This window comes from Pseudomonas sp. R28(2017) (assembly GCF_002112505.1).
Taxonomy (GTDB): domain Bacteria; phylum Pseudomonadota; class Gammaproteobacteria; order Pseudomonadales; family Pseudomonadaceae; genus Aquipseudomonas.
Genome location: NZ_NEHW01000004.1, coordinates 227,892 through 242,806 on the forward strand (window position 1 = coordinate 227,892; position 14,915 = coordinate 242,806).

Sequence of the window (14,915 nt, forward strand, 5' to 3'; positions counted from 1 at the left end):
GCGAAACGGCAACATCATGCGAAAGATTTACATTTGCTGTAAAGAGGCGGGCGCGCAATTCATGTAAATGCGCGTCACGGCCTGTAATCGCGGGGGTAGGTGTTACAGCGCGGAGACCTGGTTGCGCTGAGCCTGTTTGAGGAAGTTGGTCAGCTCGCGCGCCGACAACGGCTTGCTGTAGTGGTAGCCCTGACCCTCATGGCAACCCTGGGCGATGATGTAGGTTTCCTGCTCGGCGGTTTCCACGCCTTCGGCGATCACCTGCATCCCCAAGCTCTTGCCCAGCTGGATGATGGCGCGAACGATGGTGGCGTCGTCATCATCGTCCAGCAGGTCCTGGACGAAGCTCTTGTCGATCTTGATCTTGTCCAGCGGCAGCGACTTCAGGTAACTGAGCGACGAGTAACCGGTGCCGAAGTCGTCGATGGCGATCAGCGCCCCGGAACGGCGCAGGCTCAGCAAGTGCTGGGCGGCGGTGCTGATGTCTTCCATCAGACCGGTCTCGGTCACCTCCAGCTCCAGGCTGCGCGGTGGCAGGCGGTAGGCCTGCAGCAGGTTGTTGACCACCCGCGGTAGCTCGTTGTGGTGCAGCTGCACGGTGGACAGGTTGACCGCCATGCGCAATTCGCTGAAGCCCAGGTCGTGCCATTCGCGCAATTGCCGGCAGGCCTGGTCGAGCACCCACTCGCCGATGCTGATGATGCTGCCGTTCTGCTCGGCCAGGGGGATGAACTGGTCGGGCGGAACCATGCCCAGCTCCGGGTGCTGCCAGCGCAGCAGGGCCTCGACGCCGACCACACGGTGGTCGCGGTAGCTGATCTGCGGCTGGTAGACCAGGTACAGCTGGTTGCGCGGCAGGGCTTCGCGCAGGTCCTTTTCCAGCTCGCGGCGGCGGCGCATTTCGCTGTCGACGCTGGCGATGTAGAACTGGTAGCGGTTGCGCGAACGGGCCTTGGCCAGGGTCATGGTCTGCTCGGCCTTCTGCAGCAGCTTTTCGGTGCTGTCGCCGTCTTCGGGGAACAGGGTGATGCCGATGGTGGCGCGCAGGCGAATCTGCTGGTGGTCGAGGCCGAACGGCAGCTCCAGGTCATCGAGGATGCTCTGGGCCAGCTCGGCAGCCTCGTAAGGCTGCTCGATATTGGCCTGGACCAGGGCGAACTGGTCGCCACCCAGGCGTGCCAGGGCTCCCAGGCGGCCACTGTGGGCGCGCAGGCGGTCGGCCAGGGCCAGCAGCAGCTGGTCGCCGGTCTGGTAACTGAACTGTTCGTTGATGCCCTTGAAGTCGTCCAGGCCTACGCACAGTACGGCCACGCGATGCTGCAGGCGGCCGGCATCGGCGAGGATCTTGTCGAGCTGTTCCTGCAGTTGCTGACGGTTGGGCAGGCCGGTAAGGAAATCGTACTGGGCCATGCGCTGCAGGCTGTTCTCGGCTTCGTGGCGCAAGTGGGTGTTGCGCTCGATCGAGGCCAGCAACTGGTTGGCAGTATTGACCCAGATGCCAAGCTCGTTCTTCTCGTGGCCCTTGAGCAGCGGGATCTGGTGCTGGCTGGGGCGGTCAGGGTTGATCTGGGTGAGGTGCTCGATGATCTTCGACAGCGGCTTGGTCAGCAGCCAGTGGTAGACCAGATACAGCACCAGGCCCATGGCCAGCGCGCGCAGCACCCCGGAAATGAAGATGATCACCGCGTTGACCAGGAAGTCTTCGCCGTAGGACGAGGTATCGAGGGTGATGCTCAGGTCGCCGTAGTACTCGCTGTATGGGCCGCGGCCGACCAGCTGGGTGGTGTAGGTGCGTTCCTGGCCGAGGATCAGGTCGGTCAGCCAGCGCATCGACATGTCCTGCAGCGGACGGGACTTTTCCGCCAGCATGGTTTCGTTGGGATGGCCGATCGAGGCCATGCGCACCGATTCGTCCTGGAACAGGCCTTCCATCACCTGCATGCCCATTTCCCGGTCGAGGCTGTACACCGCCTGGGTCGAGGGGTCACGGAACATGTCGAGGATGCGTTGGGCATCGTTGTTGACGGCCTGGCGGGTCTTGTAGGTGTCGTAGACGATCTGCGCGCAACTGAGGACGACGCCGACCGCCAGCGCCGAGAGGAGCACGACCCTGAGCAACTTGACCGATAAGCTGTTCCGCAATTCCAGCTTCAATGGGGTTTCCTTAATCCATGCGCATGGCATCATTTTGCCATTAACGTTGGCAATACACTATCGGCCGACCTTGGGTAGTGTATCGGTTGCCCGACCCTGCAACTTGAGTGCGCGCCATCAAACTTCCAGACGTTTGATGTTAGCGTGCTATCCGCGCTGAGCAAGACCCTGGCAGAAAACGGGCAGGCACAAAAAAGCCCGGCACGGGGCCGGGCTCTTCGTTCAGGGCTGAATGAATCAGGCCTTGAAGGTCTTGCCTTCGAACTGTTCGGCAACGAAGGCCCAGTTCACCAGGTTCCAGAACGCCTCGACGTACTTCGGACGCAGGTTGCGGTAGTCGATGTAGTAGGCGTGTTCCCAGACGTCGCAGGTCAGCAGCGGGGTGTCGCCGCTGGTCAGCGGGCAGCCGGCGCCGATGGTGCTGGCCAGGGCCAGGGAGCCGTCAGCTTTCTTCACCAGCCAGCCCCAGCCGGAACCGAAGGTGCCAACCGAAGTCTTGGTGAACTCTTCCTTGAACTTGTCGAAGGAACCGAAAGCGGCGTTGATGGCATCAGCCAGGGCGCCGGTCGGCTGGCCGCCGCCGTTTGGCGACAGGCAGTTCCAGTAGAAGGTGTGGTTCCAGACTTGAGCGGCGTTGTTGAAGATGCCGCCCGAAGAGGCCTTGACGATCTCTTCCAGGGTCTTGCCTTCGAATTCGGTGCCTGGGACCAGGTTGTTCAGGTTCACGACATAGGTGTTGTGGTGCTTGTCGTGGTGATACTCCAGGGTTTCCTTGGAGATGTGCGGCTGCAGGGCATCGTGGGCGTACGGCAGCGGCGGCAATTCAAAAGCCATGGTGGATCTCCTGATTCAGGTCTGTTTGCGGTTTGCGCAAGGCCGATCACGGGCGGCCCGATGTACGTCGGCGAGTTTGTACTCTTTGCGACGCAAGGGCTGGATCATAGCACCGGGCCCGGCGCATAACCACGCAACAAAGATAGGGAATAGAGGTTCCAGAGCGGTTGGCGGCCGCCGACCGGCGGCCCTCAATTGAAGATCAGTTGCGCGGCCACGGCGAACATCATCACCGCCACCATCAGGTCAAGCATCCGCCAAGTGGCCGGCCGTGCCAGCCATGGCGCCAGCCAGGCGGCACCGATCGCCAGGGTCGAGAACCACAGCAGCGAGGCGCTGGCCGCCCCGGCCACGTAGGCGCCTGGAGCAGTCTGCTGGGCACCCAGCGAGCCGATCAGCAACACCGTGTCCAGGTACACGTGCGGGTTGAGCAAGGTAACCGCCAGCGCACTGAGCAATACTGCCCGGCGCGAGCGCATGCCCTGGCCTTCCTGATGCTGCAGGCTCTGCTTGGAAAAGGCACTGCGCAGTGCCTTGGCGCCGTACCAGATGAGGAATACCGCACCACCCCAGCGGGCGATCGCCAGCAGCGTCGGGTTGTGCGCCAGCACCGTGGCCAGGCCGAACACCCCGGCGGCCACCAGGATGGCGTCGCACACGATGCACAGCGCAGCCACCGGCAGGTGGTGCTCGCGGCGCAGGCTCTGGGCGAGGACGAAGGCGTTCTGTGCACCGATGGCCATGATCAGGCCGAAGGCCACCAGCATGCCGTTGAGATAGCTTTGCCACATGGCGAACACTCCGTAAAAGATGCTGGATATTGTGGCGAGTCAGGCTGTATAAGAAAAACAAATAGCGCTGATCCGTCATTAGGAAAATCGATGTTCGACTACAAGCTGCTGGCAGCCCTCGCGGCGGTCATCGAGCAAGGCGGTTTCGAACGTGCCGCGCAGGTGCTGGGGCTTTCGCAGTCGGCCATTTCGCAGCGCATCAAGCTGCTCGAAGCGCGGGTTGGCCAGCCGGTACTGGTGCGTGCCACGCCGCCGAGCCCGACCGAGGTCGGCCGCCAGTTGCTCAACCATGTGCAGCAGGTGCGCCTGCTCGAGCGCGACCTGCAGCGCCAGGTGCCCGCGCTGGACGAGGAAGGCATGCCCGAGCGCCTGCGCATCGCCCTCAACGCCGACAGCCTGGCGACCTGGTGGGCCGGTGCGGTGGGGGCATTCTGCGCCGAGCATCAACTGCTCACCGACCTGGTGGTGGAAGACCAGGAAGTCGGCCTCAAGCGCATGCGCGCGGGTGAAGTGGCCGCGTGCCTGTGTGGCAGCGAGCGGCCAGTGGCCGGCGCACGCAGCCTGCCGCTGGGGGCCATGCGCTATCGGGCGCTGGCCAGCCCAGGGTTCATGGCGCGTTACTTCCCGCAAGGGTTCGCGGCACAGCGCCTGGCCCGCACGCCGGCCATCGTCTACGGGCCAGACGACTTCCTGCAGCACCGTTACCTGGCATCGCTGGGGATTCAGGACGGTTTCCTGCATCACCTGTGCCCCTCGTCCGAGGGTTTTCTGCGCATGACCGAGGCCGGCCTGGGCTGGGGCCTGGTGCCCGAGTTGCAGGCCCGTGAACAGTTGGCGAATGGCCAGTTGGTGGAAATCTGCAGCGATACCCCTATCGATGTGCCGCTGTACTGGCATCATTGGCGCAACGGCGGGCACCTGCTCGCGCAACTGACCGAACACCTGCGGCAGACGGCACAGCACTGGCTGGTGCCCTTGTAGCGGCGGCTGGCGTCTGTTGCATCTGAAATCAAGGCGGAGTCATACATGCAAATTCTGGTCACCGGCGCGAGCGGCTTCATTGGCGGGCGCTTCGCGCGCTTTGCCCTGGAGCAGGGCCTGGCTGTACGGGTCAGCGGCCGGCGTGCCGAAGGCGTGGAGCACCTGGTCAAACGGGGGGCACAGTTCATCCCCGGCGACCTGGGTGACCCTGAACTGGCCCGTCGTCTTTGCCAGGGTGTCGAGGCCGTGGTGCACTGCGCGGGCGCCGTGGGCAACTGGGGGCGCTACCAGGACTTCCACCAGGGCAACGTGGTGGTCACGGAAAATGTCGTGGAAGGCTGCCTCAAGGAGCACGTGCGGCGCCTGGTGCACCTGTCGTCGCCGTCGATCTACTTCAACGGCCGTTCACGCCTGGGTATCCGTGAAGACCAGGTGCCGCGCCGCTTTCATGACCACTATGCGCAAACCAAGCATATTGCCGAGCAGAAAGTCTTCGGCGCCCAGGAGTTCGGCCTGGAAGTGCTGGCGCTGCGCCCGCGCTTCGTCACCGGGGCTGGTGATGCGAGCATCTTCCCGCGTTTGATGCAGATGCAGCGCAAGGGCCGTGTGGCGATCGTCGGCAACGGCCTGAACAAGGTCGACTTCACCAGCGTGCACAACCTCAACGAGGCGCTGCTGAGCGCGTTGTTCGCCGAAGATCGTGCGCTGGGCCAGGCCTACAACATCAGCAATGGCCAGCCACTGCCGCTGTGGGACGTGGTCAACTACGTGATGCGCCAGATGCAGCTGCCGCAGGTTACCCGCTACCGCTCCTATGGCCTGGCCTACAGCGTGGCCGCCTTGAACGAGGCCGCCTGCCTGCTCTGGCCCGGGCGCCCGCAGCCGACGTTGACGCGCCTGGGCATGCAGGTGATGAGCCGTGATTTCACCCTGGATATCAGCCGTGCCCGGCAATACCTGGATTACCAGCCCAAGGTCAGCCTGTGGACCGCGCTGGATGAATTCTGCGCCTGGTGGAAGCATCAACCGCTGGGGCAGTGAACCAGATCTGCAGATGATGGTCATCAGTGCGCCGCGCAAGCGGTTTATACTCATGTCTCTTTGCTACTACCGCGGTTGAAGCCACCTATGCGTAACGATGCCCACGACGATTTCGATGATGTGCCCACCTTGCGGGCGGGTACCCCAGATGATGACGAGTTGTTGCCTGCGCACGTCTCGCGCAGCCGCAAGAGGGCGGCCAGGCCGGCCAGCACCGGGGCACTCTGGGCATTGCTGGGCGCTTCGTTCATCGCCCTGGCGGGGCTGGGTTGGTGGAGCTTCCAGCAGATCTCGCTGATGGAGCAGCAACTGGTGGCCACCCAGGAAAGCTTTGCGCGGATCAGCGAAGAAGCCGCTGGGCGTTTGCAGGCAATCAGCGGCAAGGTCGCTGCCAGCGAGACTTCGAGCACCACGGGCAGTGAGGCACTGAAGCTGCAGATCCGTCAGTTGCAGGCCAGCCTGGCCGAGCAGGGCAAGCAGCAGCAAGGTGTGGCGGGGCAGGCCGGTGACCTGGGCAAGCGCCTGGAGCAGGTGCTGGCCGATACCCGTGAGCAGCAGAAAGCGGTGACTGAGCTGCAGACCCAACTGCAGGCACAGTTGAAAGCAGTGAACGCTGAATTGGCGGCGCTGAAATCGGGGCAGGTCGATGGCGGCAAGCTCGATGGCCAGCTGAAGAACCTGAACGATGAAGTGGCTGCGCTGAAGAAGCAGGGCAACCAGAAAGCCGCAGTGGAAAGCCTGGAGCAGGATGTGCTGGTGCTCAAGACCCAGATGGAAAACCGCGCGGCGTCGTCGAGCGGGGCGACGGTGCAGGAGTTCGATGCGTTCCGTGGGCAGACCACGCGCAACCTCAATACCCTGCAGAGCCAGATCCAGAACCTGCAGCAGCAGATCAATGCCCGCCCTTGAGATCACCTAAACCTTCTTCGCGGGCTCGCCCACAGGTACATAGCCACGCTTGAGGCCTGTGCAGTTCATGTGGGAGTGGGCAAGCCCGCGAATGGGCCGCAAAGCGGCCCCGAGGTTTAAATCAGAGGCGTGGGTAGTCGATGTAACCCACAGGCCCCTTGCCATAGAAAGTTTCCGGATGCGCCTGGTTCAACGGTGCATCCGCCGCCAGCCGCGCCGGCAGGTCAGGGTTGGCGATAAACGGCACACCAAACGCCACCGCATCCGCCTTGCCTGCCGCCAAGGCAGCATTGGCACTGGCCTTGTCGAAGCGCTCATTGACGATGTATGCACCGCCGAAGGCTTCTTTGATCAGCGGGCCAATGCTGTCGTCGGCTTCTTTCTCCCGCGAGCAGATGAAGGCAATGCCGCGCTTGCCCAGTTCGCGCGCCACGTAGGTGAAGGTCTCGGCGCGGTCGGCATCGCCCATGTCATGGGAATCGGCGCGCGGCGCCAGGTGCACGCCGACGCGGCCCGCGCCCCAGACTTCGATGGCGGCGTCGGTCACTTCCAGCAGCAACCGTGCGCGGTTTTCCAGCGAGCCGCCGTAACGGTCGCTGCGCTGGTTGGTGCTGCTCTGCAGGAACTGGTCGAGCAGGTAGCCGTTGGCGCCGTGAATCTCCACGCCGTCGAAGCCGGCGGCCTTGGCGTTTTCGGCAGCGCTGCGGTAGGCCTCGACGATGTCGGCGATCTCTTCGGTTTCCAGGGCGCGCGGGGTCGGGTAGTCGCTCAACGGCCGTACCAGACTGACATGGCCTTTGGGCTGGATGGCGCTGGGCGCCACCGGCAGCTCACCGTTGAGGTAGCTGGGGTGGGAGATACGGCCGACGTGCCACAGTTGCAGGAAGATGCGCCCGCCAGCGCCATGTACGGCCTTGGTGACGTTGTTCCAGCCACGTACCTGCTCGTCGTTCCAGATACCGGGGGTGTCGGGGTAGCCGACGCCCATCGGCGTGACCGATGTCGCTTCGCTGAGAATCAGGCCGGCACTGGCACGCTGCACGTAGTATTCGGCCATCAGCGCATTGGGCACGCGGCCTTCATCGGCGCGGCAGCGGGTCAGCGGAGCCATGATGATACGGTTGGGCAGTTGCACGTCGCCCAGTTGGATCGGATCGAAAAGCGTGGTCATAACGGTTACCTGCCTTGTCAAAGCGCTTGGCGCAGTTGTTCGAGGAACGCCTCGATGGTGGCTTCGTTGCGTTTGAAGAAGTGCCACTGGCCGACCTTCTGGCTGCTGATCAGACCGGCCCGCTGCAAGGTGGCCAGGTGGGCGGAGACGGTCGACTGCGATAGGCCGCAGCGTTGGTCGATCTGCCCGGCACAGACACCGTTTTCGGTGCTGTGGTACTGGTCGGGAAACTGCGTTGCCGGGTCTTTCAGCCAGTTGAGGATTTCTCGCCTGACCGGGTGGGCCAGTGCTTTTATGATTTCGTCGAGATCGAGTGGCATGGGTTGAGGCTCGTGCTGTAGCGGTATATCGCGATAGGGCGAAACGTACATCGGTATTTCGCGATATACAAATATGAAGTGGTTCTGAGCTGAGCACGAATCGCTATATCGCGTTATAACGATATACGCGGCGACGGTGCTAGACTGCGGCCATGAACTACCTCGCACACCTGCACCTGGGCGGCCCGGCGCCGCAACAACTGCTCGGCAGCCTGTATGGCGACTTCGTCAAAGGCTCGCTGGAGGGGCGCTTCCCACCGGTACTGGAGGCGGCGATCCGGCTGCACCGGCATATCGACAGCTACACCGACCAGCACCCTCTGGTACTGGCGGCGCTGGCGCGTTTTCCGCGGGAGCGGCGGCGCTTTGCCGGGATCGTCCTGGATGTGTTTTTCGACCATTGCCTGGCGCGGAACTGGGGGGATTACGCCGAGCAGCCGCTGGTGCAGTTCACCGGGGATTTTTATCGGGTGTTGCTGGCCGAGCCTGAGCTGCCGGGGCGGCTGGCGCGGATTGCGCCGTTCATGGCGGCGGATGACTGGCTGGGGGCGTATGGTGATTTCGCCACGCTGGAGCAGGTGTTCAACGGCATCGCCCGGCGCTTGTCGCGGCCGGAAGGGATGGCTGGAGTGATGGATGAGCTGGAGCGGCTGTATGAGCCGTTGCTGGCGGATTTTCGCGAGTTCTATCCGCAGTTGCAGGCGTTTGCAGCGGCAGGAAGGTTGTCTGACAGCTAAGCCTTGTGCTGGCTGAACCGGCCCCTTCGCGGGCACGCCCGCTCCCACAGGTACATTACAGTTCTCGAGTCTGTGGTGAACCTGTGGGAGCGGGCGTGCCCGCGAAGGGGCCAGTACAGGAAATGCATGAATCAGGCAGCGCGTGCCTGGCGCCGAGGCACCACCGCCACCTCCTCAACCTCAAACAACGCCATGTGAATCGCCTGCTGCGCCTGAAATGCCAGCGCCGCACGTTCCTGCTCGGCACTGCCGATCGGCTTCAGCAAGTGAATGCACACCTCACCCCGCGGCTCGGCAAACAAGCGCATCAGGTGCGAAACCAGGTCGTCGTCGCCAATGAACGGCGCAATCGGGTCTGCCTCGCCGTTGCGCAGGTACTGAATGGCCACCGGCTGCACTGCCACGCCCTGGTCGATGGCACCGGCCAGCAAGCGACCGTGGAAGGTGCGCAGCTGGCGGCCGTCGGTGGTGGTGCCTTCGGGGAAGATCAGCAGCGGCCGAGCCTGGCCCAGCTGTTCGCTGATCTGTTCGCGCAGGCGTTGGCCGTCACCGCCACCGCGGCGAATGAACAAGGTGCCGGCCTTCTCTGCCAGCCAGCCGGCCACCGGCCAGTGGCGGACTTCGGCCTTGGACAGGAACGACAGCGGCAGCAGCATGCCGAGCAGGGGAATGTCGGTCCAGGAAACGTGGTTGCTGACCCACAGCATCGGCCGTTGTGGCAGCTCACCGATCACCCGTACCTCGAAGGGCAGGGCACCGACCAGGCGCCTCATGAACCAGCACGACCAGCGTTGGCGAAGTGCGATGGGCGCCTTGATCCCCAGGCGTTCGCCCACGGCGATGACGCCGGCCATGAGCATGCCGAGCGACAGCACCAGCAGCAGCCGCAAGAGGCGGGCGGGCACCCGCAGGCCACGCATCAGACCGCTGCCTTGAAGTGGCGGGCGTAGCGCGGGCACAGGTCGTCGCGCTTGAGCAGGATGAACACGTCGGCGACCTGGAAGTCCTCGTCCCAGCAAGGCTCGCCACAGATCTTCGCGCCCAGGCGCATGTAGGCCTTGAGCAGCGGTGGCATCTCGGCGATGACGTTGTTCGGCAGGGCCAGGTTGGGCAACGGGTTCTTCGGCTCGGCGCGCAGGTGCTCGGTGCACAGGTATCGCTCGCGCAGGCGCTGCATCACCGCGTGGGCCTGCACGCCGCCGTCCTGCATGGGAATGCTGGCGCAACCCATCAGGTAACTGTAGCGGCCCTCGTTGAGCACTTCGGCCAGTTCGCCCCAGAGCACGGCGATGGTGCCACCGTTGCGGTAGTCGGGGGCGACGCAGGTACGGCCCAGTTCGAGGATCGGGCCCTGCAATTGCAGCAAGCCGTGCAGGCTGAATTCTTCTTCGCTGTAGAAGCGCCCCAGGCTGCTGGCGGCCTGGTGGTCGAGCAGGCGGGTGGTGGCCACCAGCTCGCCGGTGCTCAGGTCGCGCACGCCGATGTGGCGGCAATGTACGTCGTAGTCATCCATGTCCAGGCCCAGTTCGGCGCCTTTGAGCTTGGCCTTGAATTCCGCGCTGAACACCTTGTAGCGCAGGGCCTGGGCTTCCTGCAGGGCCGCAGCGCCGACCAGGCGTTCGGCTTGCAGACGGCGTTCAGTGCTGTTGTCGCCAGAGTGAGCGATCCGAGTCATTACGAGTCTCCATAAGCCAGCCATGAAGGGTTGCGGCCGGTCGGCTTTGTTGTGCAAAGTCAGCCTAGGTAGGCGCGGTGTCACCCCTGTGAATCTTTGGTGATGCTTGCATGACACCCCCGACAGCCCCCTTGAAGGAGCGCCCGATGGCCTGGTTGCAACGACTCAACGACCCTTTTCGCCAGCCCCTGGCCGGCACCTTGGGCGAGACCTATGCCGCACAGCTCGAGCGCCTTGGCGCGGTTGCCCCGTTCGAACTGGCGGTACTGGGCGCACGCGCCATGGCCACGCCGGGCCTCGCGTTCCTCATCGGTTACCAGGCCGCATTGCGCGTGCTCTGGCCCAGTGCCCCGGCCAGCCTTGGCGCGCTGTGCGCCACCGAGCGGCGCAGCGTGCGCCCGGCGGACATGCATACCCGGCTGGTCGGTTTGCGCCTGAACGGCAACAAGGATTTCGTCACCGCGGGCCTGGATGCCGAGTGGCTGCTGGTGGCTGCACGCAGCGAAGTGCTGGGTGAGGCGCCACGGCTGAGCCTGGCGGTGGTTTACCCAGGGGAGGCCGGGGTGACGCTGGAAGCCTTGCCGACCCTGCCGCTGATGCCGGAGGTCGGGCATGCTCGCTTGCGCTTGCAGGACGCGGCCTGCGAGCTGCTGGCTGGCGATGGCTGGGACGCCTATGTCAAACCGTTCCGTTCGCTGGAAGACCTGTATGTACTCGCGGCGCTGACGGCCTGGTTGTACGGCGTAGGGCAGGAGTGTGGCTGGCCGCAGGAGTTGCGCCTGCGTTTACTTGGATTGTTGGCGGGGTGTGCCGAGGGCAGCCGACAGTGCGCCGACAGTGTCGGTTGCCACTTGCTGCTGGGCGGGTTGTTCTCGCAGTTTCAGGAACTGCGTGGGGCGATAGACAAGGCGCTGTTGGCGGGGCCGGAGCAGTGGGCGCAGCTGTGGCAGCGGGATCAGGGGGTGCTGGCATTGGCCACTGCGGCGCGGGAAAAGCGGTTGGCCAAGGCCTGGCTGGCAGCAGGGTTGTCATGAACGCCTGACAGACTGCGGGATCTTTTAGATCCTGGGGTCGCGAAGCAGCCCCCGTAGGCGATGACGATGAAAGTACTGCTGCTGATACTTGCATTAGCTGTATGCCCCGCCTGGGCCGAAGTCTGGCCCGAGCCTGACTGGCTGATCGACAGTGCTGCCCTCGACTGGCAGGCCGTCGACGCTTACGCCTTCCCCGAACGCAACGCCAGCGAACGCAGCGGCATCCGCACCGATGCCCTGTTGATCATCCGTGACGGGCGCATCCTCCACGAACGCTACAGCGCCCCCACTACCGCCAATACCGCCCATCTGACCTGGTCGGTCAGCAAGAGCGTGCTGGCCACTGTGCTGGGCGTTGCCCAGGGTGAAGGCCGCTTCCAGTTGCAGGACACCGCCGCGCGCTACTACCCGCCCATGCAGGCTCACCCCGACGTGCGCCTGGCCGACCTGCTGCACTGGGCCAGCGGCCTGGACTGGCAGGAAGACTACGAATACGCGCCGTTGAAGTCCTCTGTCGTGGCCATGCTCTACACCCGCGGGCGCAACGACATGGCGGCCTACACCGCAAGCCGCGCCGGTGCCGAACAGCCCGGCCAGCGTTTTTTCTATTCCAGTGGCGACAGCAATGTGCTGGCCGCCGCGTTGCGCGGCATGCTCGACACCGGTAGCTATGCCGGCTACCCCTGGCAGGCGCTGTTCACCCCACTGGGCATCGACAGCGCGGTCTGGGAGCGTGACGGCACGGGCACTTTCGTCGGCTCTTCCTACCTCTATCTCAGTGCCCGGGACCTGGCGCGCATCGGCTTGCTGATGCAGCGCGATGGCCGCTGGCAAGGTCGCCAGCTGCTGCCCGCGAGCTGGGTGGCCTTCAACCGCACGCTGTTCACCCAGGCCGCCGCGATGCCCGGCGAAGCCAATCCGGGCGGCCATTGGTGGCTCAACCTGCCGTTGCCGGGAAGCCCGGCACCGTGGCCCGACGCCCCGCCAGAGACCTACGCTGCGCTCGGCCACTGGGGTCAGGCGCTGTATATCGTGCCGTCGCATAAATTGCTGATCGTGCGCTTTGCCGATGACCGCGACGGTAGTTACCGCCACAACGAGCTGCTCAAGCGGGTGCTGGCGGCGCTGGCCAAGGAGGGTGCATGAAGCGCGTGCTGTTGCTGCTGACCGTCGCCTTGCTCGGCTGGGCCTGGCTGGAGCGCCAGGCGCTGGTGGACTTCCCCGGCATCCTATCGGCCTACTCGGCCAAGGAGTACTGCTCGTGCCGCTTCGTCATGGGCTTCGACGAAGGCTATTGCCGAGGGTATGTGAAGCAATGGTTGCCCTTGGGCCGGCTGGAGGAAGACGGCCCGCACCGGCGGGTCAGCGCCGAGGGCCTTGGCCAGCGCAACCAGGCAGCGTGGCAGGGGGCGCAGGCCGGCTGCCGCTTGCTGCCATGAGGGCGGGCAGGTAAGGTTGGCGGTCAAGTTTCACGAGACCTGTCATGTTCAAGCTGCCCCGTCTACTGCCTGCACTGCTGCTGGCTTTGTGCCTGCCCGCCCATGCCAACTGGCACCTCGATGGCGAGTCGTCACGCCTGTCATTCGTCACCGGCAAGAACGGTGATACCGCCGAGGTGCATCGCTTCCTGGTGTTGCACGGCAGCGTCAGCGGCAAAGGCGCGGCGGCGCTGAGCATCGAGATGGATTCAGTCAGCAGTGGTATCCCGCTGCGTGACGAGCAGATGCGCGACCACCTGTTCGAGGTGGCGCGCTTCGCCGAGGCGAGCGTGAAGGCGCAGATCGACCTGCGGCCGCTCAACGACCTGGCCGATGGCGCGCAGATCGAACTGCGCCTGCCGCTGACCGTCACCCTGCATGGTCAGTCGCACAGCTACAACGCGCTGCTGCTGGCTACCCGCCTGGATCAGCGGCGCTTCCAGGTGGTGACCCTCGAACCCCTGGTGCTGCGGGCCTCGGACTTTGGCCTGCTGCCAGGGCTGGAAAGCCTGCGCACGTTCGCCAAGCTGAAATCCATCAACCCGTCGGTACCGGTCAACGCGGTACTGATCTTCAACGCCCGCTGACATGCCGGGGCCGGTCTTCCCCTGGCGGGATGGCAATGAGTTCGAACTGCTGATCGACGGCCCCGAATTCTTCCCGCGGATGCTCCAGGCGATTGTGCGCGCCGAGTTCCAGGTCGACCTGGAGTTGTACCTGGTCGAGGCCGGTGCCTGTGCCGAGGCGGTGGTCGAGGCGCTGGAGCAGGCAGCACGGCGCGGCGTCCGGGTGCGCTGTCTGTTCGACGACTATGGCTCGCTGGCGTTCACGCAGGCGTTGCGCCAGCGCCTGCTGGATGCCGGGGTATACCTGCGCTGGTACAACCGCCTGCGCTGGAAGCGTGGTTTGCGCAACCTGTACCGCGACCATCGCAAGCTGTTGCTGGTGGACGAACGCTGGGCGGTGGTGGGGGGCACGGGTGTCACCGACGAGTTCTGGACGCCGGGTGAGGCGACCAGCGAGTGGCACGAGGTGATGGTGCAGATGAAAGGGCCGGTGGTCACCGACTGGCAGCTGTTGTTTGACCGGCAGTGGCAAGCCAACAACCGCCGCACCGCCTGGCGCCCGGCCGAGGGCTTTGGCCTGCCGCGCTTGCCCAAGGTGCCGGTGCAAGGCCAGGGCATGGGCCGGGTGGCCTATGCCGACGCCCGCCAGCACCAGGACATCCTGCATTCGCTGGTCCGGGCGATCAACAGCGGCAAGCAGCGGGTATGGCTGGCCACGCCGTACTTTCTGCCGACCTGGAGCGTGCGCCGGTCGTTGCGCCGGGCCGCTGGCAAAGGCGTCGACGTGCGCTTGCTGTTGACCGGGCCACGCACCGACCACCCTTCGGTGCGGTATGCCGGGCACCGCTATTACCCGCGATTGCTGCGTGCCGGGGTGCGCATCTACGAGTACCAGCCGTGTTTCCTGCACTTGAAGATGGTGCTGATCGACGACTGGGTCAGTGTCGGTTCGTGCAACTTCGATCACTGGAACCTGCGCTTCAACCTGGAAGCCAACATCGAGGCCCTCGACCCGCCGTTGACGGCCGCCGTGCAGGCCAGCTTCGAGCGGGATTTCGCCTTGAGCGAGGTGGTCGACCTCGACCACTGGCATGCCCGGCCACTGTGGCGTCGGGTGAAGCAGCGGGTGTGGGGTTGGCTGGACCGGCTGGTGGTCAACGTGCTCGACCGGCGCGACTGATAGCGGCTATCGTGCAGAGACTGTCCCTGGGCAATCGAAGGAGT

16 protein-coding genes are annotated in these 14,915 nt (G+C 64.5%); 9 read left to right on the plus strand and 7 right to left on the minus strand.

Features of this window, described 5'->3' with window-relative positions:
• Positions 1-102: 102 nt before the first annotated feature.
• The 3 genes from CAF78_RS09090 to CAF78_RS09100 form a co-directional block, all read right to left on the minus strand.
• Positions 103-2,154, minus strand: coding sequence for a bifunctional diguanylate cyclase/phosphodiesterase (locus tag CAF78_RS09090; protein WP_085675110.1), 2,052 nt, complete (start codon positions 2,152-2,154; stop codon positions 103-105).
• Between the two features lie 237 nt (positions 2,155-2,391).
• Positions 2,392-2,988, minus strand: coding sequence for a superoxide dismutase (locus CAF78_RS09095; RefSeq protein WP_060508514.1), 597 nt, complete (start codon positions 2,986-2,988; stop codon positions 2,392-2,394).
• Between the two features lie 191 nt (positions 2,989-3,179).
• A complete protein-coding gene (locus tag CAF78_RS09100) occupies positions 3,180-3,779 on the minus strand; it encodes a LysE/ArgO family amino acid transporter (RefSeq protein WP_085675111.1) in 600 nt (199 codons plus the stop codon).
• A 90-nt stretch (positions 3,780-3,869) separates the two neighbouring features.
• Here CAF78_RS09100 and CAF78_RS09105 point away from each other — a divergent pair, with 90 nt between their 5' ends.
• The 3 genes from CAF78_RS09105 (at position 3,870) to CAF78_RS09115 (ending at position 6,710) form a co-directional block, all read left to right on the plus strand.
• Positions 3,870-4,760, plus strand: a complete 891-nt coding sequence (locus CAF78_RS09105; RefSeq protein WP_085675112.1) for a LysR family transcriptional regulator ArgP — start codon at positions 3,870-3,872, stop codon at positions 4,758-4,760.
• Positions 4,761-4,805: 45 nt separating this feature from the next.
• Positions 4,806-5,801, plus strand: a complete 996-nt coding sequence (locus CAF78_RS09110) for an NAD(P)-dependent oxidoreductase (RefSeq protein ID WP_085675113.1) — start codon at positions 4,806-4,808, stop codon at positions 5,799-5,801.
• 87 nt (positions 5,802-5,888) lie between these two features.
• A complete protein-coding gene (locus CAF78_RS09115; protein WP_085675114.1) occupies positions 5,889-6,710 on the plus strand; it encodes an ATPase in 822 nt (273 codons plus the stop codon).
• A 121-nt stretch (positions 6,711-6,831) separates the two neighbouring features.
• Here CAF78_RS09115 and CAF78_RS09120 read toward each other — a convergent pair whose 3' ends face one another.
• Both CAF78_RS09120 and CAF78_RS09125 read right to left on the minus strand, forming a co-directional pair.
• The gene (locus CAF78_RS09120; RefSeq protein WP_085675115.1) at positions 6,832-7,881 is read right to left on the minus strand and encodes an alkene reductase; all 1,050 of its coding nucleotides are present in this window, start codon (positions 7,879-7,881) and stop codon (positions 6,832-6,834) included.
• Positions 7,882-7,898: 17 nt separating this feature from the next.
• Positions 7,899-8,201: a helix-turn-helix transcriptional regulator gene (locus tag CAF78_RS09125; RefSeq protein ID WP_085675116.1), complete on the minus strand. Its 303-nt coding sequence runs from the start codon at positions 8,199-8,201 to the stop codon at positions 7,899-7,901.
• Between the two features lie 152 nt (positions 8,202-8,353).
• Between CAF78_RS09125 and CAF78_RS09130 the strand changes: the two genes are divergently transcribed.
• Positions 8,354-8,938 carry an ACP phosphodiesterase gene (locus tag CAF78_RS09130; RefSeq protein ID WP_085675117.1) on the plus strand — a complete coding sequence of 195 codons (585 nt, stop codon included), beginning with the start codon at positions 8,354-8,356 and terminating at the stop codon, positions 8,936-8,938.
• Positions 8,939-9,069: 131 nt separating this feature from the next.
• On the opposite strand, the gene CAF78_RS09135 is transcribed toward CAF78_RS09130, so the two are convergent.
• Together CAF78_RS09135 and olsB are read right to left on the minus strand one after the other, a co-directional pair.
• Positions 9,070-9,858, minus strand: coding sequence for a lysophospholipid acyltransferase family protein (locus CAF78_RS09135; RefSeq protein WP_085675118.1), 789 nt, complete (start codon positions 9,856-9,858; stop codon positions 9,070-9,072).
• Complete coding sequence (gene olsB / locus CAF78_RS09140; protein ID WP_085675119.1) at positions 9,858-10,613, minus strand: L-ornithine N(alpha)-acyltransferase; 756 nt, start codon at positions 10,611-10,613, stop codon at positions 9,858-9,860. Before olsB ends, CAF78_RS09135 begins: the two co-directional genes overlap by 1 nt.
• Before the next feature lie 146 nt (positions 10,614-10,759).
• On the opposite strand from olsB, the gene CAF78_RS09145 reads away from it, so the two are divergent.
• The 5 genes from CAF78_RS09145 (at position 10,760) to CAF78_RS09165 (ending at position 14,871) form a co-directional block, all read left to right on the plus strand.
• Entirely contained in the window at positions 10,760-11,647 is an 888-nt protein-coding gene (locus CAF78_RS09145; protein WP_085675120.1) for an acyl-CoA dehydrogenase, read from the plus strand.
• A gap of 66 nt (positions 11,648-11,713) precedes the next feature.
• Positions 11,714-12,793 (plus strand): serine hydrolase, encoded by a 1,080-nt coding sequence (locus CAF78_RS09150; RefSeq protein ID WP_085675121.1) that lies wholly within the window; start codon positions 11,714-11,716, stop codon positions 12,791-12,793.
• Positions 12,790-13,086, plus strand: coding sequence for an amidase (locus CAF78_RS09155; RefSeq protein WP_085675122.1), 297 nt, complete (start codon positions 12,790-12,792; stop codon positions 13,084-13,086). Before CAF78_RS09150 ends, CAF78_RS09155 begins: the two co-directional genes overlap by 4 nt.
• A 44-nt stretch (positions 13,087-13,130) precedes the next feature.
• Entirely contained in the window at positions 13,131-13,712 is a 582-nt protein-coding gene (locus CAF78_RS09160) for a YceI family protein (RefSeq protein ID WP_085675123.1), read from the plus strand.
• A 1-nt stretch (position 13,713) separates the two neighbouring features.
• Positions 13,714-14,871 carry a phosphatidylserine/phosphatidylglycerophosphate/cardiolipin synthase family protein gene (locus CAF78_RS09165; RefSeq protein ID WP_085675124.1) on the plus strand — a complete coding sequence of 386 codons (1,158 nt, stop codon included), beginning with the start codon at positions 13,714-13,716 and terminating at the stop codon, positions 14,869-14,871.
• The last annotated feature ends 44 nt before the right edge of the window (positions 14,872-14,915 follow it).

What these genes read in the sequence shown, in the direction of transcription:
- CAF78_RS09100 (WP_085675111.1), bottom strand. Translation starts at nt 3,779, where the DNA reads ATGTGGCAAAGCTATCTCAACGGCATGCTGGTGGCCTTCGGCCTGATC.
- CAF78_RS09105 (WP_085675112.1), top strand. Translation starts at nt 3,870, where the DNA reads ATGTTCGACTACAAGCTGCTGGCAGCCCTCGCGGCGGTCATCGAGCAA.
- CAF78_RS09110 (WP_085675113.1), top strand. Translation starts at nt 4,806, where the DNA reads ATGCAAATTCTGGTCACCGGCGCGAGCGGCTTCATTGGCGGGCGCTTC.
- CAF78_RS09120 (WP_085675115.1), bottom strand. Translation starts at nt 7,881, where the DNA reads ATGACCACGCTTTTCGATCCGATCCAACTGGGCGACGTGCAACTGCCC.
- CAF78_RS09165 (WP_085675124.1), top strand. Translation starts at nt 13,714, where the DNA reads ATGCCGGGGCCGGTCTTCCCCTGGCGGGATGGCAATGAGTTCGAACTG.
- CAF78_RS09115 (WP_085675114.1), top strand. Translation starts at nt 5,889, where the DNA reads ATGCGTAACGATGCCCACGACGATTTCGATGATGTGCCCACCTTGCGG.
- CAF78_RS09135 (WP_085675118.1), bottom strand. Translation starts at nt 9,858, where the DNA reads ATGCGTGGCCTGCGGGTGCCCGCCCGCCTCTTGCGGCTGCTGCTGGTG.
- CAF78_RS09145 (WP_085675120.1), top strand. Translation starts at nt 10,760, where the DNA reads ATGGCCTGGTTGCAACGACTCAACGACCCTTTTCGCCAGCCCCTGGCC.
- CAF78_RS09130 (WP_085675117.1), top strand. Translation starts at nt 8,354, where the DNA reads ATGAACTACCTCGCACACCTGCACCTGGGCGGCCCGGCGCCGCAACAA.
- CAF78_RS09095 (WP_060508514.1), bottom strand. Translation starts at nt 2,988, where the DNA reads ATGGCTTTTGAATTGCCGCCGCTGCCGTACGCCCACGATGCCCTGCAG.
- CAF78_RS09155 (WP_085675122.1), top strand. Translation starts at nt 12,790, where the DNA reads ATGAAGCGCGTGCTGTTGCTGCTGACCGTCGCCTTGCTCGGCTGGGCC.
- CAF78_RS09160 (WP_085675123.1), top strand. Translation starts at nt 13,131, where the DNA reads ATGTTCAAGCTGCCCCGTCTACTGCCTGCACTGCTGCTGGCTTTGTGC.
- olsB (WP_085675119.1), bottom strand. Translation starts at nt 10,613, where the DNA reads ATGACTCGGATCGCTCACTCTGGCGACAACAGCACTGAACGCCGTCTG.
- CAF78_RS09125 (WP_085675116.1), bottom strand. Translation starts at nt 8,201, where the DNA reads ATGCCACTCGATCTCGACGAAATCATAAAAGCACTGGCCCACCCGGTC.
- CAF78_RS09150 (WP_085675121.1), top strand. Translation starts at nt 11,714, where the DNA reads ATGAAAGTACTGCTGCTGATACTTGCATTAGCTGTATGCCCCGCCTGG.